The sequence below is a fragment of the Halobacillus shinanisalinarum genome (assembly GCF_022919835.1).
Classification (GTDB): Bacteria; Bacillota; Bacilli; order Bacillales; family Halobacillaceae; genus Halobacillus_A; species Halobacillus_A shinanisalinarum.
This window is the reverse complement of record NZ_CP095074.1, coordinates 1,970,862-1,996,657: the sequence shown is the minus strand read 5'-3', so window position 1 is coordinate 1,996,657 and position 25,796 is coordinate 1,970,862. Positions and strand designations below refer to the sequence as shown.

The window sequence follows — 25,796 nt, the reverse complement described above, 5'->3', positions numbered from 1 at the left end:
ATATGAACATTGTGCGAGGGAGTCGTTAACATGAGTGAGCCAAAGATGAAAGCATACGAACGGAGACAACAGATATTAACTTTATTAAAAGAGCAGAAAGAGCCAATTACTGGAAGTTCTATAGCGAAAGAAATGAATGTGACAAGGCAAGTTATTGTAGGGGATGTATCACTTATTAAGGCGAGTGGGGAACCGATTGTAGCAACAAGTCAAGGCTACGTTTATTTAACAACAATACACCCCGAATCAACTTGCGAACGGACGATTGTATGCCAGCATTCCGCTGAACAAACGGAGGAAGAACTGACGATTTTAGTAGATCATGGTGTAAAAATAGAAGATGTAGTAGTGGAGCATGCGGTTTACGGCGATCTGACAGCACGGTTAAATATTTCGAGTCGCCGGGATATCCAGCGCTTTATTGAGCAGGTAGATTCAACAAATGCATCGTTTTTGCTCGAACTGACAAGTGGAATCCACACACATACCATTTCAGCTGATCATATTGAAGCTTTAGATGAAGCGGAAAAGGAACTGGCGGAAAGAGGAATTTTATTGGAATCTTAACGAGTAGAGGCAGAGTCTTCATAGAGGCTTTGCCTCTTTCTTGTTTAACCACCTAAGGGTAGGCCTGACACGCCTGTGGCTTTCTTTGTTCTTTAGGTCATAAAACCATAATTATGCTATAGTATAGAAGCAATAGTGTAAAGAAAAGAAGGTGAAGAGGTGAGCTTTCTCCCTTATGTATTAAGTACAACGCTTGTTTTAAACGTCATTTTAGCCCTGGCTATTATCTTCCTTGAACGTCGAGATGCAAGTTCCACATGGGCCTGGTTAATGGTTCTCCTCTTTATTCCAATAGCAGGTTTTTTTCTATATTTAATTTTTGGACGGAAATTAAGTAATAGAGAAATTTTTACATGGGATAAGAAAAGCCGCTTAGGCCTCCTGACAGCTGTCCAAGATCAGCTCCGTTCTATTAAGGGACATACGATGAAGGTACACCATGAAGACATCGTCCCATATGAAGACTTGATCTATATGCATTTGAAAAATAATGACGCATTACTTACACAAAATAATGAGGTTGAAATTTTCACAGATGGTCAAAAGAAATTCCACGCGCTCATAGAAGATCTTGAACAGGCGAAGGACCATATCCACCTCCTGTATTATATTGTCCGTGATGACCAATTAGGCCAGCGAATAGCTGATGTGCTTGTTAGAAAAGCGGAACAAAACGTAGAAGTAAAGCTACTGTATGATGATATGGGTTCAAGGAAATTAGGCCGTAAATTTGTAAAAAGAATTGAAAAGGCAGGGGGAGTAGTTGAATCATTCTTTCCACCATTGATCCCTAAGCTAAATATGAAGATCAACTACCGCAATCACCGGAAGTTAGCGATTATTGATGGTAAAATTGGCTACATCGGCGGCTTTAATATTGGTGATGAGTATTTAGGCTATAGCCAACGCTTTGGTTACTGGCGTGATACACATATTCGTCTTGAAGGAGGGGCTGTAAACAATATGCAGACCCGCTTTATCCTTGATTGGAATTATGCATCAAGGGATGACATTTTCTATGATGAGCGCTATTTTCAAGCGGAAGCTGAGGGAAATGTCGGAGCCCAAATTGTCTCGAGCGGTCCCGATTCGGACTGGGAACAAATTAAGAATGGCTATATAAAAATGATCATGTCAGCAAAAGAATATGTCTATATCCAGACACCTTATTTTATCCCTGATGATAGTTTGTTGGACTCCCTGCGTATCGCTGTCTTATCGGGGGTCGATGTCCGAATCATGATCCCAAATAAACCGGATCATCCGTTCGTTTATTGGGCAACCTATTCTAACATTGGCGATCTATTGAAGGCAGGAGCGACCGTTTATATTTATCAGAAAGGCTTTCTCCATGCGAAAACAATTGTTGTCGATGGCAATATCGCTTCTGTGGGAACAGCCAACATTGATGTAAGAAGCTTTCGATTGAACTTTGAAGTGAATGCGTTTCTTTATCATCCGGATATTGCCCACGTATTGGCTGATCGTTTTCACGAAGATATTATCAATTCGACCGAACTTACATTTAATCTTTATAAAAACCGTTCGTCTTGGATCAAGTTCAAAGAATCTACCGCAAGGCTTTTATCACCTATTTTATGAAGAAAGGCGGAAAAACGACCTGGTCATGGCTGCAAGGAGGTTGGCGTCTTTCAATGTCGAACGAATCTACATCCCGTTAAGTTTTAGTCGCGAAAACTTTGAAATGGCCACGAAATTTTAAGGTTAGCCGTGGTTGCCCAGATTTGCCTGCGAAATTAAAAACGCCGTGGATCAGTAGGGCTGAATTCTACATTCGACCTGTTCCGATATAGATAAAGTTATTTGTTTAAACGTCTGAAAACCGCATTCTTCCATTGAAGAATGCGGCTTTTTAAAACTTAAAGGGCATAACTAGCGCAATAACCTGCTATGCCACTTTTCTTTCCAATTGTTTCAGGTATTGATCTGGATACTTTTTAAATTGAAAACGTCTTATATGCTCAACTTTTCGCGTTTTCCACTTTCAATAAACACTGGCGCATGTTCCAGCTACTGGTTCATAATAACAATGATTTTTATAACGACCAGTTAAAAGTTGACCGTACCATGTTGGAGGACATGGAGCATATGGATTGAAATACCAAAGAGCATACTTCGCTGGGTGTTGTCTCCAAAAGTTCAAATTCTTTCTTGCTAATCTTTTTTCAACAGATCTCGCTCCTTTATAAAATAGACTACCCTTTTGAACAGCTTCAAAAGAAAAATTCCCCCCTTGTACTTGAAAAATGACATCTCGAATTGTTCTTACATCTGTAAAATCTAAACAATCCGCTATAGCCCGGTTAACAACTACATTCCCTACATACATCATTCCTTGTTTTCCTTCACCTACGGCTTCCGCTCTCATCATCCTTGCCATTAAAGCTACGTCTGAACTTGTATATTTTACTCTTGGCATTTTTTTCACCCCAAAAATATTGTATGAAAAAAACCTGCTTTAATGTCATTAAAAAGTGCTTTGTTCTAAAGTTATAGGTTTTAAGTATGTAAGATGAAAAATATGAAAAATTACTTCATATAATTTGCAACTAACTCATAGCACCTTTTCTTGGTAAGACTTGCTTGCGTAGCTACATATTCTAATGATTCTGTTGAACCACCTTCATACTTTAGTGATGCTTCTTTAGCAGTTTCATCTCTATGTTCTACCCAATTCCGTTGTTCTTCTCTTAATTGATCCATCTGTTCCGTACTAAGCTGTTCTTTCAATACTCCATAGATTTCATTCAATGTCTTATCCCAGTTTTTATATCTTTCCTCCTCCTGTTCCTCCATTTCTGATATTGTAGTTTTAACATCTGCATTTTTATCAGATTTATCCATTTTATTCAATTTATTGAGATATTCTTCTTTGTTATTTTTAGTAACTTCACTGTCGCTCTTACTGGACGTCAATGATTTTCCATCATTTGAATTTGTAGATGTATTTTCAGAAGTGTCTTCTTGGTGATTTATCTGGGTTTCGCCCGTATCCTCTGGAGAGTTATCCGTTTTATCTTTATCTTTTGAGCTATTATTTGGTGAGTCGCCATTTGCATTTTGCGTCGAACTGCTATCTGGTGACTCGTTGTTTGATTTAGTATTTGACTCCTCAGATGAGTTTCCGCAAGCAGCCAAAATAACTAATACTAATGTTAATATTAGCATTAAAGATTTATGATTATTTTTCATTAAAATACTACCTTTCTTCTGTAATCTGGCCCGCTTATTTTATTATTTCGGCCGATTCTGGAATAAGCATATAGTGAAAAGTCAATTTGGTAATTTTTCTAGTTGCGAATGGATAACGTCTCCTTCCGTGGTTTGTACTTTTAAAGGTTCAACTATTTGATCCACTCCAACTTGAATGTAGGGTATTTTATTACTTTCATCACCGTCAATCATTTTCACAGTGATTTCTGTATTTCCTATGGTCTTAACATTTTCCACTTCAACCTCTTTCCCTATATACTTTTCACCTAAGCTAATATGAACCTGCTTCTTACCCTCGGATATAGTGGATACTCTATAATAGCTATCAAGGGGCTGATTTTTTTCCTGATTATCATAAGGTGTTAACCCTTCACCAATCACCCAATAATTTTCATCTGTGTATAAGACCAACCCTATAGTTGCAAAAAGGATAAGGGGTGAGATGACTAAAATCCCTTTATCCCTCTTGTTGAGTTGTTTATCATTTATTTTACTAATTATAAATGGAAGCATTATTGTTCCAAGGACTGCTATACTAAAAATACCCGCACCTAGAAAGCCGTAAGCCATTCCTTCAAATCCGCGAATTTTAATAAACCCATAAGCTGTTACTCCTAAAGAAGTTAAGAAAGTAACTATTGGAGCTAAATAGAATTTACCTTTTTTCTTAGACGCTATAAGAGTAAAGACAAAAATAATTAATCCAAAAAACACTCCAAACAAAACAATTGTAAACAATAGACGCACCTCCGAGTTAGTTATAATAAAAAGCGTTACTAAACGATCAATAAACAAAATAATAGTCGCATCTATGATTACAGAAATCCATAACCACTTTTTGTTGAAAAACGTTAAAGTAAAATTTATTAAGAATAAGGAAGCTGAGAAATAAAACGCAAACGTTACTCCTTGAATGTAACCTGTGGCTGCTTGTGCAAAGGATTCCCAATCATAAAAGCTCAATCCTGAATAAATAATATAAAACAAAATCGCCGCCCTGATGAAAATCAAAAGTAATTTCAGTCTCCGATTGAAATGTACTAATTTTATTAATAGCTTAATCTCAACTTCATCGGATACTGTTGATTTTGGATAGTTTTCTTCAAGCATTTTAAACTCCCCACAATGTCTCCGGCATTAAAATGACGATTATAATCCAAAAAGGTTGCAATCTTTTTAGTTTTCTAAAAAACTAAGGGACCGTTTAGTCGGTCCCTTAGGGTAAAGAAATCCCTTTATAGTTCTGATAATATTTCAAAATTACATCATTTGAACCATACGTTATTCCACAAAATGTCTCGTTCGTATTGCGAAACATCTTGATTGTCACTCAACACAATGAGCGAATACATAAAAGAAGGACCTGCGCTTCTAGTCGCAGGTCCTTCTAAAGGAGAGGGGTTATATTTATATTTTTTACTGGGAGGAAAGTTCGAGTGAAACTTTCATTGGTTCACCATTTCGATAAACTGTGAGTTCTACTTGTTCGCCAGCTTCCGCTTCTGTATATAAATACTGGCGTAAACTCATGAGCGATTTTACTTGCTTGTCGTCAATTTTAGTAATCACATCATACTTTTGTAGATTAGCATCGGCAGCAGGTGTTCCTTGTGCCACTCCAGCAACGATAACGCCTTGTTTAACGTCACTAGGCAGGTTTAATTTCCTTTCAAGAATAGATCCTGGTACTTGGCTGACATCCTGCAAAGATATACCCATATAAGGTCGTTCTACGCTTCCCTGGTTTTCTAGATCTTTAATTACTGGCTTAGCTACATCCATAGGAATCGCGAACCCGATACCTTCCACTTTCTCTTTGGCAATTTTCATAGAATTAATCCCTATGACTTCACCCTGAAGATTAACCAGTGCTCCGCCGCTATTTCCTGGGTTAATAGCAGCATCTGTCTGAATCACTTCGGTTTGCCAGTCTGGCTGGCGGTCTCCGTTTATATCAACAGGGATATTACGGTTAAGACCACTGACAATCCCCTTGGTGACTGATCCAGCGAATTCCATGCCCAGCGGATTACCGATGGCTATGGCTGTTTGGCCAACCTCTACGTCTTTAGCTGACCCTAATTCGGCAACCTCTTTGACATGTTCGCTATCTATTTGTAAAACGGCTAGGTCTGTTAATGGGTCACTGCCTTTCAATTGGGCTTCCACTTTCGTACCATCACTTAAAATCACTTCAAGTTGTGAAGCATTTGCGACAACGTGGTGGTTCGTTACGATGTAAGCTTGATTACCGTCTTTCTTATAAATGACCCCAGATCCTGTGCCGGCTTTTTGTAACCCACGTGGACCTTCTTTAATGTTGCTGATACCTACTACGGTCTGTGCTGTTTCATTTACAGCTTGTGTGACAGCTTCTTGAGTCTTACCAAGTTGTACTTCGTCAGCTTGGGCAGTTGGTTTACTCGTATTGATATCAATTGAAATCCCTTTCCATTGAAATACAGTTGTTATTAAAAACACAGCTATAATAGCACCTAATACTCCATAAGCTAAACCGGAACGTTTGTAATGCTTTTTGGACTGTTTGTTCTCATCGTCTAACATATGATCAATGACCCCTTTCTCAAATCAAAATGATCAAGTGGATAACGAACTGCTTTTCTCTGTACAATTTTTATTTTACTTACGAGTTACGGCATGACTTTGGAGAAAATGTGGAAAAAGTGTGTAAAAGGGGTTCTTTTTTAAAAAGTATGCGAAAATGTAAAAAAGCCTTGATCGTAAGGAGGGTATCAAATGGACCAAACGATAGGATTAGTTGAAGATGACGAGAATATTAGTGACATCGTAATAGGCTATTTAAGTAAAGAAGGATATAAAGTAAACGCAATGGAAACAGCAGAAGCAGCCTGGGAGGTATTTGAACAAGACCCTCCAGACTTATGGGTGCTTGACCTCATGCTTCCCGGTATGGATGGGTATGAATTTTGTAAGAAAGTTCGTCAAACGTCTGAAGTACCTATCGTAATCATATCGGCAAAAGATGAGGAACTTGACAAGATTTTAGGTCTTGAACTAGGGGGCGATGATTATTTAACAAAACCTTTCAGCCCAAGAGAACTTGTAGCTCGTGTGAAACGTCATCTAAAGCGATGGGAGGTTATGAAGCCTGATAATACATCTTTATCTGATCACATAAAAGCAGGTGAGCTAACATTAAATATTGCAGAGAGAAGCGCCTATTTTCAGGGGCAAGAAGTTGAGGTAACCACAAAGGAATTCGAACTGTTATGGATATTGACTGAGCAGGAAAACCGTGCCTTCAGCAGGGAGGAATTACTTGTTCAGGTTTGGGGAATGATTATTTTGGCAGTGATCGTGCAGTCGATGATTTAGTGAAACGGCTGCGTAAAAAGATGAAAGATCTTCCTTTAGAAACAGTCTGGGGCCATGGTTATCGGCTCAGGTCGAACAGAGGTGCATCATGAGACTCCTGTATCAGCTGAATGTAGCGTTTACTGCGCTTATTATTGTTATTATGTCTATCACTGCCTTTTTCATTTATTCTTTGTTGACGGACATGCTTGTCCAGGACGAGTTGAGACAGTTGGAGGGGCGGGCTAATATACTTAGAGGTATTGCAAATGAGCAGAATCCGTCCGAGCGGGTTGCTAAACTATCACAGTTCATTCAAGACAGCAATTTTCCAATGGTATTATTTGATCGTTATGAGGAAGAAGTTTTATTTAGTACGCTTCCAAATGAAACGGCACAGACTTGGGTTGAAAACTATGACAATGAGCTCATTGAGGAAGAAGTGTGGGAAAGCCATCAGGGTGAAAGCTATGTTGTATATGATTTAGGTTTTGCCCCAAGCAGGAGTGGTATGATTTTGGTTATTGCAACTCCTTTAGATGATTTACAAGCTGTACAGTCTTCTTTTGCGGGGCGGATGATTGGCGTTTTCTTTATCGGATTGATGCTTGCAATTGTTGTGAGTTACTTTTTAACAAAAAGACTTGTTACTCCGCTTACAAGATTGAAAAAGGAATTGAAGAAAATTGAAAAGAGGCAGTTTGATCAAGTGCAAACTGTAAAATCAAGCGGAGAGATTAAAGAAGTAGAGCGCAGTGTGAGGCAAATGGCTTACGAGCTCGAACGTTATATTACTTCACAGAAGCAGTTTTTCCAAAATGCCTCCCATGAATTAAAAACACCGTTGATGTCGATTCAAGGCTATGCGGAGGGTATCCGTGACGGCGTCTTTGAAAGGGAAGCGGCAGATAAAGGACTTACGGTGATCGTTAGTGAGACTGATCGATTGAAGAAGATTGTGAATGAAATGATTTTATTAGCAAAGCTTGATAGCAATGAGGACGTGTATCATCCAGAGGAAACCGACGTTGTAGAAGTGATTACTCAAGCGAAGGATCGTATGGTTCCACTTGCAAGGGAGAAGAACATAGTACTGCATTTTGAACCGAGTGAAGCCTTCTACACCTATGTCGACAGTGAACGCATTCTTCAAGCTCTAATAAATATGATTGGCAATGCTATACGTCACGCAAACCATCAAGTGACTCTAAACTCATTTGTGAAAAATGATACATTGAAGTTTCTTGTAACAGACGATGGTAAAGGTATACCGGATGATCTGCTCCCACAATTATTCGAACGTTTTATCAAAGGAAAAGGTGGGGAGACAGGTCTTGGATTAGCAATCTCCCGTGCAATTGTTCAACGGAGTGGCGGCACCATACTTGCATATAATAATGAAGGGACGCAAGGGGCAACCTTTGAAATAACTTTAACTAGAAGGATGGCAAACTAGGATACGTGATATAATAGGAACAGGGAACGATTCCATATAAGAAGCGGTCAGAAAGTAGTCGAGTTAGGTTTGCTAAGATTATACTCACATTCGGTGCTTTTTGAGCTTCATTTAGAGAAAGAGAGGGATGACAATGGAGGCAAAACCTTGCATTGATTCATTAGCCGTTAAAAATTCACATGTACTTCCGCCGGATACGAATAGTCATGGAACATTATTTGGAGGCAAGCTGATGGCTTACATTGATGACGTTGCAGCAATCGCGTCTGTACGCCATGCTCGTAAACCTGTAGTAACAGCCTCGACTGACTCCGTCGACTTTCTTCAACCTGTTTTTGAAGGGGATACAATTTGCCTAGAAGCGTTCGTCACATGGACACACAATACCTCTATGGAAGTGTTCGTTAAAGCAATTACTGAGAACTTACTTACAGGTGAAAGAAAAGTGTGTACGACGGCATTTCTATCGATGGTGGCAGTGGATGAAAATAACCAGCCAAGCCCAGTCCCACCTGTTTACCCAGAAACGGAGCAAGAAAAATGGCTGCACGAAGGTGCCGGCAAACGTCGTGAACAACGTAATCTACGAAGAAAAGAATCAAAAGAACTAGCTAAATTGTTCGGAACAGGATTACCCTGGAAGAGGGATTAAAAGCCCCCTCAAACGACCTAGTATATGGGAAGCCTTGGCCATTATGGTCAGGGCTTATTTGAGATTTATCTTATGTAAATGCATATTTCTATTTCAACTTCGTACGATTATTGGTAAAGTGATAATGGTGCTTTATTGGTTTCTATTAAGACCAATAAGGGAAAGAATTACTAATTGTCAAACATTTCTATTCTAATTTGGAGGTGGACTGATATGGAAGGTTTATTAACAGAATTGAATGACTGGATGTGGGGTTACATACTTGTAGCAGCATTATTAGGTCTTGGTCTTTATTTTACTATTCGTCTGAATTTTGCTCAATTTCGTTATATTCCTGAAATGTTTCGAGTCTTATTCGACAAGCGGGCGATTTCAGCTAAGGGAAAGAAAGGGACGTCACCGTTCCAGGCATTTGCAATCAGTACAGCGTCTCGCGTGGGTACGGGGAACTTAGCGGGTGTGGCTGCGGCTATTTCTGTCGGTGGGCCAGGAGCTGTTTTTTGGATGTGGATGGTTGCCATCCTAGGCGGTGCCTCAAGCTTTATTGAGAGTACATTGGCTCAAGTGTATAAAGTACCTAATAAAGATCAATATCGCGGTGGTCCAGCATACTACATGGAAAAAGGTCTGAACAATCGTACATTGGGAATTATCTTTGCGATTACGATTACCTTTACATACGGACTCGTATTCAGTTCCGTACAATCCAATACCATTCGCTTGGCTTTTGAGCGCTCCTTTGATATTGAAAGATGGACGATGGGGATCATTCTTACGATTATTGTTGCCTTGATTATTTTTGGCGGTCTAAAGCGTATTGCACAGGTTACTCAATTTGTTGTCCCCATTATGGCGTTTTTCTATATCATTTTAGCTGCGTATGTACTTATCGTTAACATTGGTGGGATCCCCAAATGTTTGGTATGATTTTCCAAGGGGCCTTTGGTTTCAGAGAAGTAGCAGGCGGTACCTTTGGTGGAATGATTTTAGTTGGTGTTAAACGCGGTTTATTCTCCAACGAAGCCGGCATGGGTAGTGCACCGAATGCTGCAGCAACATCAGAGGTGAGTCACCCCGTTAAACAAGGGTTGATTCAAACACTTGGTGTCTTCACAGATACCCTTTTAATTTGTAGTGCAACGGCAGTCATCATTCTGTTCTCTGGTGAATACGTGACTACAGACCTTGATGGCATACAACTGACCCAATTAGCGTTTGAAACTCAGTTGGGACAGTGGGCAGCGATCTTTATCGCCATTGCTATTTTCCTATTTGCGTTTAGTTCCATAATTGGGAATTACTATTACGGGGAAACGAACATTGAATTCATCAAGCAAAGTGCAACAGGTATTTTCATTTATCGACTTGCCGTCCTTGCAATGGTGCTATTTGGCGCTGTGGCTGAATTTGGTCTTGTTTGGTCTCTCGCCGATTTGACAATGGGAATTATGGCATTGATTAACCTTTACGCCATTTTCAGGCTGTCTAAAGTGGCTTATGCCGCATTGAAAGATTACAGCAGTCAGCGCAAGCAAGGAAAAGATCCCGTCTTCTACCAGGATCATTTACCTGGTGTCAAAGGAATGGAATATTGGCGTAGAGATCAAACAAGCGAAAAAGAGCATTAATCTTTATATGCACGATTTGATGCCATATATGCGTATTTACAAAATTCCAATCTATATACGCCGGCTTTTCTGCTTCGATATCCGATTTTTATCAAGAAATTCCCAAACTAGGAGACTACTAAACGACAATGTTGTCCAGCGGCAAGATCTAAAGGAGAGCTCCCTAGAACGTATTTGCGTTTTAGGGGCTTTTTTATTCTCTCTCAATAAAATGAATGTTTATGGAATTTTGCATCGGGAAATTAGAGAGAAAGACGCATTTTTCTAGGAGGATGCAAAAATGATTCATAATGAAAAGACGATTCAAGGCTATAAGATTAATGCAACAGACGATGAACTGGGGAAGGTAGACTCCTTTCTCTTTGATGATGAAAATTGGACGATTCGCTACCTCGTAGCCGATACCCGAAAATGGCTTCCAGGACGGACGGTATTGCTTTCACCGATTTCCATCAAAGCAGTCAATCATGAAGAGGAACAGGTTTCTGTTCATCTCACGAAAGATCAGGTGAAAGACAGCCCGACATCGATACTGAAAGTCCGGTCTCTCGCGAACAGGAAATGAGATTAAACCAGTTTTACGGTTGGGGAAGTTATTGGGGTGGTCCGGGTGTTTGGGGCCAAGCGATGTATCCAAGTGAATTATATGAAGAGAATTTTGTGGAGGAACCGCAAGGAATCGGCGAAAACTCAGAAGAGTCTCATATAAGAAGCACCTCGGAAGTTCAAAATTATCAGATCCATGCGGAAGACGGTGGGATTGGCCATGTTGATAGTTTTCTTGTAGATGATGAAACGTGGAAAATCCGCTATCTTATCGTTGACACAAAAAATTGGCAATCCGGAAAAAAAGTCCTTATTGCGCCGGCATGGATTAGTGATGTGAGATGGTCCGAAAAAAGGGTTTTCGTATCCCTTGATCAGAAAAAGGTTGAAAATGCCCCGGAATATGATCCTGACGCTCCCATCTCAAGAGCGTATGAAGAAAAACTTTACAGTGCCTATGGAAAAAAACCATACTGGAAGGAATAAGAAATTGAAACGAACGGGGGGCTCTCTCGTTCGTTTCCCTATGTATAAAAAAGTACTTCTATTACTGAGGGGACTGGACAAGGAATCAGTATTTATCCCACGGGCTTCATGGATAGCTACTACACTCTTACAAAGAACACCTCTTGATACTTAACAATTATGTAAATACCAATGGGTGGAAATAGGCACCCTGCTAAACACCCAGATCTCCCCAGAGGAAAACTTTACGATTTTTATGATAAAATGGGGGTTAGTTTGTTAGATAAAGGGTGAGCGGAAAATGAGTCTATTGTCTGTTGAGCAATTGAGTAAGAGTTACGGTGATAAAGAACTGTTTACCAATCTATCGTTCACTATTTCAAACCAGCAGCGCATTGGTTTAATTGGTGTCAACGGGACTGGGAAGTCAACACTGATGAAGATTATTGCTGAGATTGAATCAGCTGATACAGGGACAACACAGCATGCGAAAGACTTTACAATCGAATATTTACCTCAAGATCCTGAACTGCAGGCAGAGAAAACCGTGTTAGAGCAAATCTATTATGGAGATTCTGCTGTGATGGTTGCAATTAGAGAGTATGAACAAATTTTACGGCGGCTTCAAGTTCACCCTGAGGATGAGCAAATTCAAAATCAACTGCTTAAACTACAGCAAAGAATGGATGAAACAGGTGCTTGGGAAGCAAATACACAAGCGAAAACGATTTTGACAAAACTTGGTGTAGTAGACTTTGATAAAAAAGTGAAAGAACTTTCCGGTGGTCAGCGTAAACGGGTAGCTCTCGCTAAGGCCTTAATTCAACCGGCCAACCTTTTATTGCTTGATGAACCGACCAACCATTTGGATAATGAAACGATTGAGTGGCTTGAGGAATATCTAGCGCAATATAAAGGGGCACTGATGGTCGTAACCCATGACCGCTATTTCCTAAATCGGGTGACAAATATTATTTATGAGCTTGATAAAGGCACGTTATATACGTATGAAGGGAATTATCAAACCTTCTTAGAAAAGAAAGCGGAGCGGGAAGAGTGGGAAAGACAAGCAGAACAGAAGCACCAGAACACCTTAAGAAGGGAGCTAGCCTGGTTAAAACGCGGAGCCAAGGCACGAACGACAAAGCAAAAGGCAAGAAAACAACGAGTTGAGACGATGCAGGAGCAAAGTTTTAACACAGATAAGCAAGACGTTGACATGGCTATTGGTTCGTCACGGTTAGGGAAGCAAGTCATTGAATTACAGAATATTTCCCATGGCTTTAATGCCAAACCGGTGATAGAAAACTTTAACTACTTGGTCGTGCCAAATGAACGTTTGGGGATTATCGGCCCTAATGGCTCTGGCAAAACAACTCTGTTAAATATTATGGCGCAGCGCCTTAACCCTGATCAAGGTGATTTAACCATTGGCTCTACTGTGAACATCGGCTATTATACACAGGATCACGAAGAAATGGATGAGTCACTAAAGGTGATCGAATATATTAAGGAAGTAGCTGAGGTGATTTCTACAGCAGATGGAGAAGAAATTACCGCTGAACAAATGCTTGAAAGGTTCCTTTTTCCCAGACCACAGCAATGGACTTTTATTAAGCGATTATCTGGCGGGGAACGCCGCAGACTCTACTTATTGCGTGTACTCATGAGTGAACCGAATGTCCTTTTTCTCGATGAGCCAACGAACGACCTTGATACGGAAACGCTAAGTATTCTTGAAGGATATTTAGAGCAATTCCCAGGCGTTGTCATCACGGTTTCACACGACCGCTATTTCTTGGATCGAGTGGTTGATAAACTGTTGGTGTTTGGAGGAGATGGAAGCATCGAGACGTTCTATGGTAATTATTCGGAACATCTCGAACAAACTCAGACAAGGCAAAAGGAACAGGCGAAGCAAGTACAGAATACTACCTCAGAACAAGAGGAAACGAGAAGATCGAACCGCAGGCGTAAGTTATCTTATCGAGAAAAACAAGAATGGAAGACCATTGAGGATGAAATAACTGCACTTGAGGAACAAATAGAAGCTATTGATGAACAGGTTGCTGAAGTGGGAAGCGACTACAGTAAGGTCGAAGAATTATACAAAAATAAAGAGAAACTTGAAGAGCAGCTTGAAATAAAAATGAGCCGCTGGGAAGAGCTTTCCCTTATCGTAGAAGAAATAGAGGAATGAACCTGAGTATCCTGACGTGACCCCGTTCCTAATGCTCGATATGTTTAGTAAAGTGAATGTAGGTCATAATTACACAGACGATAAGATCCAACTGAGCTGCTTTTCCGGCACTGTTGGATCTTATTTTTTTGTGACAAGGAATGAATTGTGAAATAATGTATACGGATACATAAAAATTATGGGAGGTAAACTTATGTTATTACCTAGTCAGGAGCAATTGGGAAAGTATGCAGAACTTGCCTTGCAAACAGGTGTAAATTTACAAAAAGATCAAAAGCTTATGATTAACTCAACGGTGGAAGGTGCTCCGTTTACTCGTGTAATTGCTAGAAAAGCTTATGAAATGGGTGCCGAGGATGTGTACATTGTTTGGGCTGACGATGAGTTAACACGTCTTCGCTACGAGCATGCGGATGTAGAAGTATTGAAGGAAGTCCCTGATTGGCAGAAGGACATGTATAGTTATTTCGGTGAGAAGGGGGCTGCGATTCTGTCTGTTCGTTCCACAGACCCTGACCTGCTACAAGGGATTGATGCAGGAAAGGTAGCTGCTGCAACTAAAGCTCGTTCTGAAGCAATGACGAAGTTTAGAGAGTTTACAATGAATGATCGCATCCAGTGGTCAATTGTGAGCATTCCCATTCCGGCTTGGGCGCAAAAGATTTTTCCAAATGAAACAGAGGAAACTGCTGTTGCTAAATTGTGGGAGCAAATCTTTAGTATCGTAAGAGTGGATCAGGAAGAGCCTGTGGCAGCATGGGAGGAACACAACCGTAAACTTAGACAGGCACGTGAGTTTTTAAATAAGAAGAAATATAGCAAGCTTATTTACAAAGCTCCTGGAACAGATCTTGAGGTAGAACTTCCGCAAAATCATATTTGGAAGGGCGGCGCCGCTCAAACCGTCGAAGGGAACGTGTCATTTAATCCGAATATGCCGACAGAGGAAGTGTTCACAGCCCCACATAAATATGGCGTAAACGGGCAAGTATCAAGTACGAAGCCGCTTAATTATGGCGGTAATGTCATCGATAACTTCACCCTCACCTTTAAAGAGGGCAAGGTTGTGGATTACAAGGCTGAGGAGGGTGAAGAAACACTTAAGCATCTATTGGATACAGATGATGGTTCTCGCAGGCTGGGAGAGCTTGCGCTTGTTCCGCATGAATCACCGATTTCCCAGTCTGGCTTAATTTTCTACAACACGCTTTATGATGAAAATGCTTCTTGTCATTTAGCGTTAGGAAAAGCTTATCCAAACAATGTAGAAGGTGGCTCAGACATGAATGAAACAGAGCTTGATCAGAGTGGTGTGAATCATAGCTTAAGCCATGTTGATTTCATGATGGGTTCAGGCGAACTTGATATTGATGGGGTGCTTGAAGATGGATCAACGGAACCCGTCATGAGAAAGGGAAGCTGGGCTATCTCTTTTGAATAAAAAAATGGGAATGACCAGGACATTTTGAAGAGAAGAGGCGCTGATACTAGCGCCTCTTTCTCATGAATAAAAAGTAGATACATATCGTAAATATTATGGGAGGGTTGAACAAAAGGTGAAAAGGGTATTAGTAAGTAAACAAGATAAAAAGGAGGCTTATCTATGGTAGATATAGAGAGTGAACTTCCAGGATTTCAGTCTAACCCAAATAGCGTTGGTAAGTGCAGTAGCTGTGGAAAGAAGTTAATGACGAAAAAAGAAGCAGAAATAACAATGTGTAAAGATTGCCAGAAGCGCCATCGAGATAAAGATCATATTTTAGATGAATAAAAAAAAGGTAATTAAGATAGAGTAAAGGCTACAGTTGAGTCAGGACTGTAGCCTTTCTAATTGAATAAAAGTAGATATGCCTTTACATAATACAATAATAGGTGGTAGGATATAGCATTGTGTGAAGAATCAAGATTAACTATTAAAGAGGATGTTCAAAAAAGTCACCAAATGATAAAGGGAAACTCCCATCAGTGGGGTTTTCACTGATGGATCGTTGAGGCCTACACGACATGGGGTTTTGCTGACCGTTCATGCAGGATAAACGGTGAATTTCTTCGTTGCTCGGTTTGTCCGGTCCTCACCTATGAAAGGCATACGCTGTGGTCCTCAAAACGTTCGCGCCTCGAACCTCTTGTGGCGCGCAAGGAACGTGCTCGTGTCGACTTGTCACAGGATGTGACGATCTTTGTCGATGTTCTCATTCATCAACTTTTTGAGCACACACTTAAAGGAGTTCTTTATGAATCAGAAACAAACAGGAAGAATAGATTGGCCCGTTTTTATAATAAGTGGCGGAGCTTTATTACTATTCGTTATTTTTGCACTTATTAATATTAACTGGATCGAATCATTTGTTAATACTACCTTTGCCTGGTCAGTCACTTATTTTGGGGCATTCTGGCAACTATTGATGCTAGCCACTTTCTTTGTTGGTATCTGGCTGGCATTTTCTAAATACGGAAAGATTAAAATGGGTGGAATTGACAAGCCCGAAATAAGTTTATACAAGTGGTTATCGATCATTATGGCTACTTTATTAGCTGGAGGCGGTGTGTTTTGGGCGGCTGCAGAGCCTATGTTCCATTTTCTAACCGTTCCTCCTTACTTGTCTCAATTAGGAATCGAAGCGGGTACAGAGGCAGCTGTGAATCCAGCATTAGCACAAAGCTTTATGCACTGGGGATTTTTAGCTTGGGCAATACTAGGAACCATTAGTGCGGTCGTTATGATGTATGGTCATTATCATAAAGGCATGCCAATGAAGCCAAGAACGCTTCTTTATCCGATTTTTGGTGAAAAGATACGTAACAATTGGTTCGGGACACTAATCGATGCCTTTTCTGTTATTGCAGTGGCAGCAGGAACGATAGGACCTATTGGTTTTCTTGGTTTGCAAGCAAGTTATGGACTGCAAGCGATATTTGGCATCCCTAACGAGTTTAGCACGCAAGTTTTAATTATCATTGCTGTTGTCTTAATTTCGACAATATCAGCTGTAACTGGCCTGTATAAGGGGATTCAGTTGTTAAGCAGCTTTAACGTTCGTCTTGCTTTAGGCCTGATGATTTTTATCGTGATTTTTGGACCTGGGGGATTCATCATTGATCATTTTGTTTCGTCGTTTGGGGTCTATGTAAATCAGTTTATCCCAATGAGTACATTCCGTGGCGATTCCGAATGGTTATCACTATGGACCGTATTTTTCTGGGGATGGTTCATTGGCTATGGTCCAATGATGGCCATTCTAGTAAGCCGTATCTCACGCGGTCGTACAATTCGGCAAATCATCGTAGCGATTTCCATTTTTGCACCAATCATCTCTACTTTCTGGTTTACGATTCTTGGAGGTTCTGGTATATTCTTTGAACTGCAAAATCCGGGATCAGTCTCTGAGGCATTGAATGCGGCAGGAAAACCCGCAGCTATGTTTGCCATCACCGAGCAATTTCCGTGGGCTGCTATCATTTCACCTTTGTTCTTACTACTAACAATTTTGTTTGTCGTGACTACAAGTGATTCGATGTCTTATACGATTGCAATGGCCGTCACAGGCGAAGGGAATCCGAAAATATGGCTTCGTGTATTCTGGTCTGTCATTATGGGGGCTATTGCGGCGATCCTTCTTATTACGGGGGACAGCGGCATTACACAGTTGCAGAACTTTATTGTCGTCACAGCCGTTCCTGTATCTCTGCTATTGCTGCCAATGATTTGGCTCGCGCCACGTGTTGCTAAACAAATGGCTATCGAACAAAATATAAAGAAATAATAAAAGAGCTTTTGCGCGTTATTTGCGCAAAAGCTCTTTTAATTATTTCTGACGAAGAACAGCACGAACGGGGCTGCCATCTGCTTGCTCCATCTTAAGCGGGAAGGCCATAAGCTCATATGTTCCAGGGGCGACATGATCAAGAACAATATTTTCAAGGATCAGGATGTCGTTATTATAAAGAGAGTGGTGAGCCGGTAACGTTTTACTTGTCTCGCTGTCGACGGAAGGTGTGTCGACCCCAATCAGATCGATCCCTTGCTCCTGTAAATAAGGTCCCACGTCCTCATGGATCACGGTATATTTCTTAGGAAAGCGTGTTCGATCATCCCAGCTAGTCGAGCGGAACAACACCTTACTCACACCTTCAAACTCAAACGCCTGTAAATCTTTCTTTGTAACAACATCTTTGCCTTCCATATTGACGACTAGTGCATCACCGTAGAAGCGATGAACATCAAGATCAGCCATTTTTAACCCATCGTTATCATAATGAAAGGGTGCATCGACATGTGTGCCAATGTGGTTGCTTCCTTTATGGCTTCCAATATTGACTGAGCCGGTATCTTCCATTGATGCGGTTAAATGATAGCGAAAAGGTTCATCACCAGGCCAAGGCGGTGTGGATTCATTTAGTGTCATGGAAATATCAATTAGCTTCATCAAATTCCTCCTTAGGCTATCGTATCTCTCTCATTTTTAAACTGTTTCTGTTTTCCTTGTTTTACAATATCCTCAAGTATCATCATAACTTCATATAGGTCTGTATAGGAAGTGTAAAGAGCTATAGGTGCAAGACGAATGACGTTGGGCGAGCGGAAATCAGGTATGACGTGCGATTGCTTCAGAGCTTTACAAATGCTTGCCGCTTCTTCATGAATTAAGCTCACATGCCCACCGCGCCGCTCATCATCGCCAGGATTAGCTATGGTAAATCCGAATGGAGCTAATTCCTCTTTAATAAAATTCATCATGAAGCGAGTCTGCTTTAATGATTTTTTACGCACTTGTTCGATTCCTGCTTCTTGAAAAATGTCCAGTGAGCCAAGTAACGGGGATGAGCTTAAAATATGTGGTGTGCCCATTTGGAAAGCGCCAGCACTATCTGCAGGTGTGAGATCATGATCCATATCGAATTGCTTATCTTTATTAGAACTGAACCAACCGGCGAGGCCTGGTTTTCTGCCGAGATGCTTCTCATGCACAAATAATCCCCCGACACCGCCAGGACCGCTGTTCAAATATTTGTATGTACACCATACGGCAAAATCTACCCCCCAATCATGGAGCTTGTGGGGCATGGCACCAATAGAGTGAGCGAGGTCAAAGCCAACGGTAATCCCACGGTCTTTGGCAGCTTTCGTAATTTTTTCAATATTGAGTAACTGCCCGCTTCGATAAAGAACAGACGGCAGCATGACAAGAGCAATCTCCTCATCAAAAGCCTCGATGATTGAGTCTTCTGATAAGGTATAACCATCCGCACTTTTTACTTGAACGAGGTGTTCAGAAGGGTCATAGCCATGAAGCTCAAGCTGACTCTTTAGTGCATAAATATCAGATGGAAAGTTCAGTTCGTCTGCCACAATTTTAGTCTTCTTTCCTTCAGGTTTATAAAAAGTAGCCAGCAGTTGATGTAGATTTGTTGTGATTGACCCCGTGTTAATAACTTCCTCGCTTTTTGCACCGATTAAGGGAGCGGTTTTCGCCCCGAGTTTTTCTGATAGGTAAAACCATGGTTCCTTACCTTCCGTCCAGCCATTAATCCCGAGTTGTTTCCAATCCTGAAGCGAAGTGAGTAAGGCTTGTTCAGCCCGCTTAGATAAAAGGCCGAGTGAATTTCCGTCCATATAATATGCATTCTCAGGTAAATGGAACTCCTGTTTATATGGTTGTAATGGATCCTCTTGATCAAGTTTCATTGCGACTTCTTTTGTTAGACGTACCATTAGACATCCCATCCTTCCAAAAACTACTTCCCTCTATCATAACAAACGACCTGCCATTAAAAGAACTGACACGATGGGTGTTCTTTGTACTATTTCATATAGCCATGTTTAACAAGTACAGCTTTAATGAGCCGATAGGAGTAATCTTCAGGGAGAACTTCCTTGAGCGGTCTCAATTTTTTCTCATCTAATTTACTATATTCCATTAAAACATTTTCTTCCTGTTCATCATTAAACCATACATCCCAATCTATTATTTCGCCCTCTCTAATTGATCGGAAGATATGATTTTCAATCGTCTGTGCACTCATTTCCCTAGCTTCCGCAACTTCCTCAATGGTTTTGTCTTCCTTCTTCCAGATATCAAAAGAGATCTCATGGCTCTGTCTCGGGTCGGCAGGGTCCTTTTTTTTAACTTTTCTTGGTTGGGAATAGGAAGCAGGTGGCTTGGGTCGTGATTCTGCTTCCTCAGCCCATGGCTTAATTTTCTCGAGAAAGGCGTCTCCGTATTGCTCAAGCTTTTGTTCACCAACCCCCTTCATTTTCAGCATCTCTCTTTCGTTCATAGGAAGGTAGATCGTCAAATCCTTTAACGTAGCATCTGAAAAAATAACGTAAGGAGGCAGGCTGGAAGCATCAGCCAATTCCTTTCGCAACACGCGAAGTGCTTCGAATTTTTCTACATCATAGTCGATTTCTTGCTCTGATGTTGTTGTTTCTACAAGCATTTTTACAGGCTTTTCCCCTTTAAGAACGGTGACAGATTCGGGTGTGAGTTTTAATGTAGGATACCTTCCTTCGCCGGGACTTAACAAGCCTTCTGCCGTTAAGAAGTTAATAAATTGCGTGAGCCCTTTTTCTGTATAATGAGATAAAATTCCATACGTTGTCAGCTTATGAAATTTAAATTGTAATACCTTTTGATCAGAAGAGCCGCGAAGCACTTTGGCCGTTAACCCTGCCCCAAATCGTTCACCCATTCGTTTAACACAGGATAGCACCATTTGCGCTTCCTTTGTCATGTCTTGCTCTTCCCCTTCATACAGGCAGTTAGAGCATTTACCGCATGGTTCGGTGTGAGTAGGGTCGGCAAAATAGTCAAGAATATACTGCTGGAGGCACATATGCGTATGACAGTAATTGATCATCGATTGCAGCTTTTGATATTCGTCCTTCTTCTTCTCTTCATGCATCATCGATTGGTCGATTAAAAAGCGCTGCAGGTGAATATCCTGTCCAGAAAAAAGCAGCACACAGTCGCCCGGTTCACCATCTCGCCCGGCACGGCCCGCTTCCTGATAATAGGATTCAATATTCATCGGCATCGAGTAATGGATGACGTAGCGGACATTCGATTTATCAATCCCCATACCGAAAGCGTTTGTAGCAATAATCGTTGTAATTTCATCCTGGACAAAATCACTTTGCACTTGCTTACGCTGATTTTCGGTCATCCCAGCATGGTACTTCCCCGCAGAGAAGCTCTTTTTAGACAGGAAGTTTTGCAAGTGATCAGCATCTTTTCGTGTAGCAGTGTAAATAATCCCAGACTCATTGGGCCGCTGTTCTAAGTATTCGAGGATAAAATCACGCTTATCCCGTCCTTTTATCATACGAAAAGATAAGTTTTCACGCGCGAAACCTGTATTCACAACAGATTCATCTGTCACTTGAATCAGCTGCTTAATATCTTTGATCACTTCTTGGGTAGCCGTAGCCGTTAATCCCATAATGACAGGGAGGTTCGGGATCTGATAAAGTGTCTGAACAATTGAACGATAGCTTGGCCTAAAGTCATGCCCCCATTGCGAGATACAATGGGCTTCGTCAAAAGCAATTAAGGACAGTTTGATCTGTTTAATCGTTGATAAAAAGGAACTGGAATCAAAACGTTCAGGGGCCACATAGACAAATTGATAGCGACCGCGTTCCATATCATAGATTCGATCACGCTGCTCTTCAAATGATAGGGAACTGTTAATATAAGTAGCAGCAATCCCGTAGGAGGAGAGCGCATCTACTTGATCCTTCATCAGAGAAATGAGTGGTGAAATAATGATGGCTGTGCCTTCTAACGTGAGACCGGGAATTTGATAACAGAGCGATTTCCCGCCGCCCGTTGGCATCACAGCCAGTGTGTTTCTATTTTGCAAGACATGTTGAATCGCTTCCTCCTGACCAGGACGAAACGATGTGAATCCATAATATTCTTGTAAGAAATTTTTAGCTTGTTCGATCATGGTTAGACCATCCTTTAGAGCATTCTTTTCTTATCGTATCATGTTTTGATTTACTTGAAAGGGGAAAATTCAGCGTGTACATTTATTTTAATTAGGCCAAGGGTTCAAAAAGCTTCTGAATGCGACACGACAAGTCAACGGTGATGTCCGTCGCTTATCATTTGGTGATTTTTGACCAATTTTTAGGAAGGTGAAATAGAATGAAAGCAATTGTAATAGAACAGTATGGTGGGAAGGAACAATTGATAGAACAAGAGGCGCCTACCCCAGAAATACAGCAAGATCAAGTGTTAGTTGAACTTCATGCAACATCGATTAACCCGATAGATTGGAAGTTAAGAGAAGGATATTTACAGGGAAAATTGGATTTTGAATTCCCGATTATCCTAGGATGGGATGCAGCAGGAGTCGTGAAGAAAATAGGGAGTGAAGTAAAAAACTTTAAAGAAGGTGACAGGGTATTTGCTCGTCCTGAGACAACGAGAAACGGAACCTATGCGCAGTACGCAGCCATTGATGAAGACTTGCTGGCCTACCTTCCCGATTCGATATCATATGGGGAGGCGGCAGCTGTTCCTCTTGCAGGATTAACAGCCTGGCAATGCCTTGTTGATTTTGCCAATATAAAAGAAGGCGATAAGGTTCTCATTCATGCAGGATCTGGAGGTGTCGGCCACTTTGCCATTCAAATTGCCAAATCTTTTGGAGCCACAGTTGCTGCAACCGCTAGCGTCCGTAATCAACATTGGGTAGAAGACCTTGGTGTCGATCACTTTATCGATTATAAACAAGAGGAATTCTCAGAACTACTGAGCGATTATGACATCGTCCTCGATACAATGGGCGGCGACATTCAGGAAAAAAGCTTTAAGGTGCTGAAAAAAGGTGGACGATTGCCATCAATTGTCCAGCCGCCAGATGAAGAAATGGCAGAGTCATATGGCGTGCAGACTGGCTTTGTTTGGCTTGAGCCGAATGGAGCTAAGTTAAGCAAGCTTGCCGACATGATGGTGAGTGGGGAAGTGAAACCTGTTATTGGCCATCAATTTGACTTTAGTGAACAAGGATTGAAGAACGCACATGAGTTAAGCGAGACCCATCATGCTAAAGGAAAGATTGTTATTTCTATTTAATCAAAAGATTAACCTCAGGTCATCTTTGAAGGCCTGAGGTTTTCTGATGTTAAAATCGGCAAATGTGCAATTATGGTGTGATTTCGTGCAATTAATACATTCATTTGTGCTATTATAATTCCCTCGAACCTAAAAAATTCCGACTATTATGATAACTTATGGGGTATAGAGTACTATCATCTAACGTAGGGGAGAATAAGTGCTGAAAAATTATCAGACAGGTATGTTCTTTGATGAAATGATGGAGACAGACGGAAAACCTAAACAGCATTATAAATATTTCTATGACTTAGTCAGCGATTTCTCAAAGGATGAATTACGCGAAAAGCATGATACGGCTCAACTAAGCTTTCTTAGACAAGGGATCACGTTTACTGTATATAACGATACGGGTGGGATGGAACGTACGATGCCGTTTGACTTTGTACCTGTGATTATCCCTGACAAGCAATGGACAAAGATTGAGCGTGGGATGAAGCAGCGGATGAAGGCATTAAACTGTTTTTTAGAGGATATATATAATAGGCAGGAGATTGTCAACGACGGCATCATTCCAGAGGTTCTCATTCGCCACAATCCCTATTATTATAAACAAGTTACTGGGGTTGAAATTCCTTTAAATAATCATATTTTTCTGGCAGGAATAGACTTGATTCGTGACGAAAATGGGGATTATCTTGTGTTGGAAGATAATCTCCGTAATCCTTCAGGGATGTCTTATGTTTTTCAAAACAGGTATGTGATGCGTCAAGTCTATCCAGAACTGTTTTTTCAACATTCCATTCAAACACTTGAGCATCAATTTAAGGACCTTCACGGTGCATTGGTTAGTCATGTGCCAGCAAACTCAATGAATCCTGAGGCACCAACAGCTGTTCTATTGACCCCAGGCATGTATAATTCGGCTTACTATGACCACGTCTTCCTTGCCCAGCAGATAGGTATTGAACTAGTAGAGGGAAGGGATTTAGTTGTTGAGGATAACAAGGTGTATATGAAAACGATTCGAGGACTGAAGCGTATCGATATTATATATAGAAGAATTGATGATGATTTTCTTGATCCTGAGAGTTTCAGACCTGATTCAACCTTAGGGGTAAAGGGTTTGATGAGGGCATATCATAAGGGAAATGTGGCGATTTTAAATGGGATTGGCAATGGGATTGCGGATGATAAGGCGATGTATGCTTATGTTCCAGACATGATCCGTTACTATTTAGATGAAGATCCTATCTTATCAAACGTTAACACGTATTTCTTAAGAGATCCTGAACAGCTTGAATATGTGCTTGAAAATATTGAGACACTCGTCGTGAAAAATGTGAGCGCATCAGGTGGATATGACATGTTAATCGGACCACATGCAAGGGAAGAGGAGATCAATGAATTTAGGAAAAAAATTGTTGAAACACCCAGTCAATACATTGCTCAGCCTGCGATTAAACTTTCGCGGGCGCCTGCTTATCAACAGGGAAGGTTTTATCCTTGTCATGTTGATTTGCGTGTTTTTGTCATGAATGGTTCTAGCACACATGTGGTACCTGGCGGGTTATCCCGAGTGGCCTTGAAGGAAGGGTCGCTCGTTGTGAATTCATCACAGGGTGGTGGAGGAAAGGATACTTGGATCTTATCAGAGGGAGATGATGTTCATGCTTAGTCGTGTAGCGGAAGCTCTTTACTGGATGGCCCGTAATATCGAGCGTTCAGAGAACAATGCTAGAATATTAAGTGTTCAACTCATCCATATGCTGGAATCCTCTGATCAACAAGTATTAGATAGGGACTGGGAAGAGGTGCTTGATATATGTGCATCGAAAGAAGAGTATTATGGCAGGTATGGACGATTAAACAGGGATACGATCATTCAATATTTAACAGTGAGTCCCTTGAATATGAATTCAATAAGTAATTGTATAACATATGCCCGGAATGGTGCTAAAGCTACTCGAGATATGCTTCCTGACGATTTGTGGCATGTGATCAATGGTTTTTATTTAGAGCAAAAGAATAAAGAGAATACTCCTATTATGCCACAGCATACACAGGAGTATTTAAAACATGTAATCCATACGTCGTTGGCTGGACAAGGGATCGTTGAATCCATGATGACGAGAGGGGTCCCCTATACCTTTATAAAGGTGGGGAAGTGGCTTGAGCGGGCGGAGAAAACTGCCCGGATTTTAAATGTAATTTGTGAAAAGTCAATGAGGGAAAAGGGCAATTCTGAGACAGAAAGTTATTACTATTGGTTGACAGCTCTTCAAATCGTGAATGGCTATGATGCCTATATTAAAGAGTATCCGCCAACAATGGATCCCAAAAACGTGCTCCCTTTTTTAATAGAAAATGGGAATTTCCCAAGGTCGATTCGTTATTGTATGGATCACGTACTAGAAGCAGTTCATAATTTAGAATCAGGCAAGGTCTCTCATTATTCAGAAAGGCTGTTTCAGAAGCTTTCTGCCATTCAAAAGGAATTAAAGAACACGGACATTTCTGGATTGGGTATGGACGAACTCATGGTCTTCTTGGATAGATTTCAAAATCATTGTCATGAGATAAGTGTACTATTTTCTGAAACATATTATTTAGTGGAACCTGTTCACTCAGTGAGATGAAAGGGAAA

General features: G+C 40.9%; 20 protein-coding genes and 2 pseudogenes. 15 read left to right on the top strand and 7 right to left on the bottom strand.

Features of this window, described 5'->3' with window-relative positions; genetic code table 11:
* Window positions 1–30: 30 nt before the first annotated feature.
* Window positions 31–567 (top strand): transcription repressor NadR, encoded by a 537-nt coding sequence (locus MUO14_RS09875; protein ID WP_244755054.1) that lies wholly within the window; start codon window positions 31–33, stop codon window positions 565–567.
* A gap of 159 nt (window positions 568–726) precedes the next feature.
* Window positions 727–2,169 (top strand): cardiolipin synthase, encoded by a 1,443-nt coding sequence (gene cls / locus MUO14_RS09870; protein WP_244755053.1) that lies wholly within the window; start codon window positions 727–729, stop codon window positions 2,167–2,169.
* A 403-nt stretch (window positions 2,170–2,572) separates the two neighbouring features.
* Here the strand turns inward: cls and MUO14_RS09865 are convergent, their stop codons facing one another.
* The 4 genes from MUO14_RS09865 to MUO14_RS09850 form a co-directional block, all read right to left on the bottom strand.
* Complete coding sequence (locus MUO14_RS09865; RefSeq protein ID WP_244755052.1) at window positions 2,573–3,007, bottom strand: cell wall hydrolase; 435 nt, start codon at window positions 3,005–3,007, stop codon at window positions 2,573–2,575.
* 110 nt (window positions 3,008–3,117) lie between these two features.
* Window positions 3,118–3,780, bottom strand: a complete 663-nt coding sequence (locus MUO14_RS09860; protein ID WP_244755051.1) for a lysozyme inhibitor LprI family protein — start codon at window positions 3,778–3,780, stop codon at window positions 3,118–3,120.
* A gap of 81 nt (window positions 3,781–3,861) precedes the next feature.
* On the bottom strand, window positions 3,862–4,911 hold the full coding sequence (locus MUO14_RS09855) for a YesK family protein (RefSeq protein WP_244755050.1): 1,050 nt from the start codon (window positions 4,909–4,911) through the stop codon (window positions 3,862–3,864).
* A gap of 306 nt (window positions 4,912–5,217) precedes the next feature.
* Window positions 5,218–6,366, bottom strand: coding sequence for a S1C family serine protease (locus MUO14_RS09850; RefSeq protein ID WP_244755049.1), 1,149 nt, complete (start codon window positions 6,364–6,366; stop codon window positions 5,218–5,220).
* 192 nt (window positions 6,367–6,558) lie between these two features.
* Here MUO14_RS09850 and MUO14_RS09845 point away from each other — a divergent pair.
* The 10 genes and pseudogenes from MUO14_RS09845 to MUO14_RS09800 all read left to right on the top strand — a co-directional run bounded on the left by MUO14_RS09845 (window position 6,559) and on the right by MUO14_RS09800 (window position 17,848).
* Window positions 6,559–7,250, top strand: a pseudogene (locus MUO14_RS09845) (response regulator transcription factor).
* Complete coding sequence (locus tag MUO14_RS09840) at window positions 7,247–8,593, top strand: sensor histidine kinase (RefSeq protein WP_244755048.1); 1,347 nt, start codon at window positions 7,247–7,249, stop codon at window positions 8,591–8,593. The pseudogene MUO14_RS09845 and the gene MUO14_RS09840 overlap by 4 nt, the downstream one beginning before the upstream one ends.
* Before the next feature lie 133 nt (window positions 8,594–8,726).
* Window positions 8,727–9,245, top strand: coding sequence for an acyl-CoA thioesterase (locus tag MUO14_RS09835; protein ID WP_244755047.1), 519 nt, complete (start codon window positions 8,727–8,729; stop codon window positions 9,243–9,245).
* A gap of 213 nt (window positions 9,246–9,458) precedes the next feature.
* A pseudogene (locus MUO14_RS09830) lies at window positions 9,459–10,873 on the top strand (alanine/glycine:cation symporter family protein).
* A 280-nt stretch (window positions 10,874–11,153) separates the two neighbouring features.
* Entirely contained in the window at window positions 11,154–11,438 is a 285-nt protein-coding gene (locus MUO14_RS09825; RefSeq protein WP_244755046.1) for a PRC-barrel domain-containing protein, read from the top strand.
* A 62-nt stretch (window positions 11,439–11,500) separates the two neighbouring features.
* Window positions 11,501–11,905, top strand: a complete 405-nt coding sequence (locus MUO14_RS09820; protein WP_244755045.1) for a PRC-barrel domain-containing protein — start codon at window positions 11,501–11,503, stop codon at window positions 11,903–11,905.
* 280 nt (window positions 11,906–12,185) lie between these two features.
* Entirely contained in the window at window positions 12,186–14,084 is a 1,899-nt protein-coding gene (locus tag MUO14_RS09815) for an ABC-F family ATP-binding cassette domain-containing protein (RefSeq protein ID WP_244755044.1), read from the top strand.
* 193 nt (window positions 14,085–14,277) lie between these two features.
* On the top strand, window positions 14,278–15,525 hold the full coding sequence (locus tag MUO14_RS09810; RefSeq protein ID WP_244755043.1) for an aminopeptidase: 1,248 nt from the start codon (window positions 14,278–14,280) through the stop codon (window positions 15,523–15,525).
* Window positions 15,526–15,687: 162 nt separating this feature from the next.
* Complete coding sequence (locus MUO14_RS09805) at window positions 15,688–15,855, top strand: hypothetical protein (RefSeq protein WP_244755042.1); 168 nt, start codon at window positions 15,688–15,690, stop codon at window positions 15,853–15,855.
* A 463-nt stretch (window positions 15,856–16,318) separates the two neighbouring features.
* Window positions 16,319–17,848 carry a BCCT family transporter gene (locus MUO14_RS09800; protein ID WP_244755041.1) on the top strand — a complete coding sequence of 510 codons (1,530 nt, stop codon included), beginning with the start codon at window positions 16,319–16,321 and terminating at the stop codon, window positions 17,846–17,848.
* Window positions 17,849–17,890: 42 nt separating this feature from the next.
* On the opposite strand, the gene kynB is transcribed toward MUO14_RS09800, so the two are convergent.
* The 3 genes from kynB to recQ form a co-directional block, all read right to left on the bottom strand.
* Complete coding sequence (gene kynB, locus MUO14_RS09795; protein WP_244755040.1) at window positions 17,891–18,511, bottom strand: arylformamidase; 621 nt, start codon at window positions 18,509–18,511, stop codon at window positions 17,891–17,893.
* Window positions 18,512–18,522: 11 nt separating this feature from the next.
* Window positions 18,523–19,797 (bottom strand): kynureninase, encoded by a 1,275-nt coding sequence (gene kynU / locus MUO14_RS09790; RefSeq protein WP_244755039.1) that lies wholly within the window; start codon window positions 19,795–19,797, stop codon window positions 18,523–18,525.
* 89 nt (window positions 19,798–19,886) lie between these two features.
* Entirely contained in the window at window positions 19,887–22,037 is a 2,151-nt protein-coding gene (recQ, locus tag MUO14_RS09785) for a DNA helicase RecQ (protein ID WP_244755038.1), read from the bottom strand.
* A 200-nt stretch (window positions 22,038–22,237) separates the two neighbouring features.
* On the opposite strand from recQ, the gene MUO14_RS09780 reads away from it, so the two are divergent.
* The 3 genes from MUO14_RS09780 to MUO14_RS09770 all read left to right on the top strand — a co-directional run bounded on the left by MUO14_RS09780 (window position 22,238) and on the right by MUO14_RS09770 (window position 25,788).
* Window positions 22,238–23,170: an NADP-dependent oxidoreductase gene (locus MUO14_RS09780; RefSeq protein ID WP_244755037.1), complete on the top strand. Its 933-nt coding sequence runs from the start codon at window positions 22,238–22,240 to the stop codon at window positions 23,168–23,170.
* A 199-nt stretch (window positions 23,171–23,369) separates the two neighbouring features.
* Window positions 23,370–24,827, top strand: a complete 1,458-nt coding sequence (locus MUO14_RS09775) for a circularly permuted type 2 ATP-grasp protein (protein ID WP_244755036.1) — start codon at window positions 23,370–23,372, stop codon at window positions 24,825–24,827.
* The gene (locus tag MUO14_RS09770) at window positions 24,820–25,788 is read left to right on the top strand and encodes an alpha-E domain-containing protein (RefSeq protein WP_244755035.1); all 969 of its coding nucleotides are present in this window, start codon (window positions 24,820–24,822) and stop codon (window positions 25,786–25,788) included. Before MUO14_RS09775 ends, MUO14_RS09770 begins: the two co-directional genes overlap by 8 nt.
* Window positions 25,789–25,796 lie beyond the last annotated feature (8 nt).

Bases quoted from the DNA above. Each gene is read 5' to 3' on its own strand.
- MUO14_RS09820 (WP_244755045.1), top strand. From the start codon at position 11,501: ATGTATCCAAGTGAATTATATGAAGAGAATTTTGTGGAGGAACCGCAA.
- recQ (WP_244755038.1), bottom strand. From the start codon at position 22,037: ATGATCGAACAAGCTAAAAATTTCTTACAAGAATATTATGGATTCACA.
- MUO14_RS09865 (WP_244755052.1), bottom strand. From the start codon at position 3,007: ATGCCAAGAGTAAAATATACAAGTTCAGACGTAGCTTTAATGGCAAGG.
- MUO14_RS09855 (WP_244755050.1), bottom strand. From the start codon at position 4,911: ATGCTTGAAGAAAACTATCCAAAATCAACAGTATCCGATGAAGTTGAG.
- kynB (WP_244755040.1), bottom strand. From the start codon at position 18,511: ATGAAGCTAATTGATATTTCCATGACACTAAATGAATCCACACCGCCT.
- MUO14_RS09805 (WP_244755042.1), top strand. From the start codon at position 15,688: ATGGTAGATATAGAGAGTGAACTTCCAGGATTTCAGTCTAACCCAAAT.
- MUO14_RS09780 (WP_244755037.1), top strand. From the start codon at position 22,238: ATGAAAGCAATTGTAATAGAACAGTATGGTGGGAAGGAACAATTGATA.
- MUO14_RS09840 (WP_244755048.1), top strand. From the start codon at position 7,247: ATGAGACTCCTGTATCAGCTGAATGTAGCGTTTACTGCGCTTATTATT.
- kynU (WP_244755039.1), bottom strand. From the start codon at position 19,797: ATGGTACGTCTAACAAAAGAAGTCGCAATGAAACTTGATCAAGAGGAT.
- MUO14_RS09815 (WP_244755044.1), top strand. From the start codon at position 12,186: ATGAGTCTATTGTCTGTTGAGCAATTGAGTAAGAGTTACGGTGATAAA.
- MUO14_RS09810 (WP_244755043.1), top strand. From the start codon at position 14,278: ATGTTATTACCTAGTCAGGAGCAATTGGGAAAGTATGCAGAACTTGCC.
- MUO14_RS09770 (WP_244755035.1), top strand. From the start codon at position 24,820: ATGCTTAGTCGTGTAGCGGAAGCTCTTTACTGGATGGCCCGTAATATC.
- MUO14_RS09875 (WP_244755054.1), top strand. From the start codon at position 31: ATGAGTGAGCCAAAGATGAAAGCATACGAACGGAGACAACAGATATTA.
- MUO14_RS09860 (WP_244755051.1), bottom strand. From the start codon at position 3,780: ATGAAAAATAATCATAAATCTTTAATGCTAATATTAACATTAGTATTA.
- MUO14_RS09850 (WP_244755049.1), bottom strand. From the start codon at position 6,366: ATGTTAGACGATGAGAACAAACAGTCCAAAAAGCATTACAAACGTTCC.
- MUO14_RS09800 (WP_244755041.1), top strand. From the start codon at position 16,319: ATGAATCAGAAACAAACAGGAAGAATAGATTGGCCCGTTTTTATAATA.
- MUO14_RS09825 (WP_244755046.1), top strand. From the start codon at position 11,154: ATGATTCATAATGAAAAGACGATTCAAGGCTATAAGATTAATGCAACA.
- MUO14_RS09835 (WP_244755047.1), top strand. From the start codon at position 8,727: ATGGAGGCAAAACCTTGCATTGATTCATTAGCCGTTAAAAATTCACAT.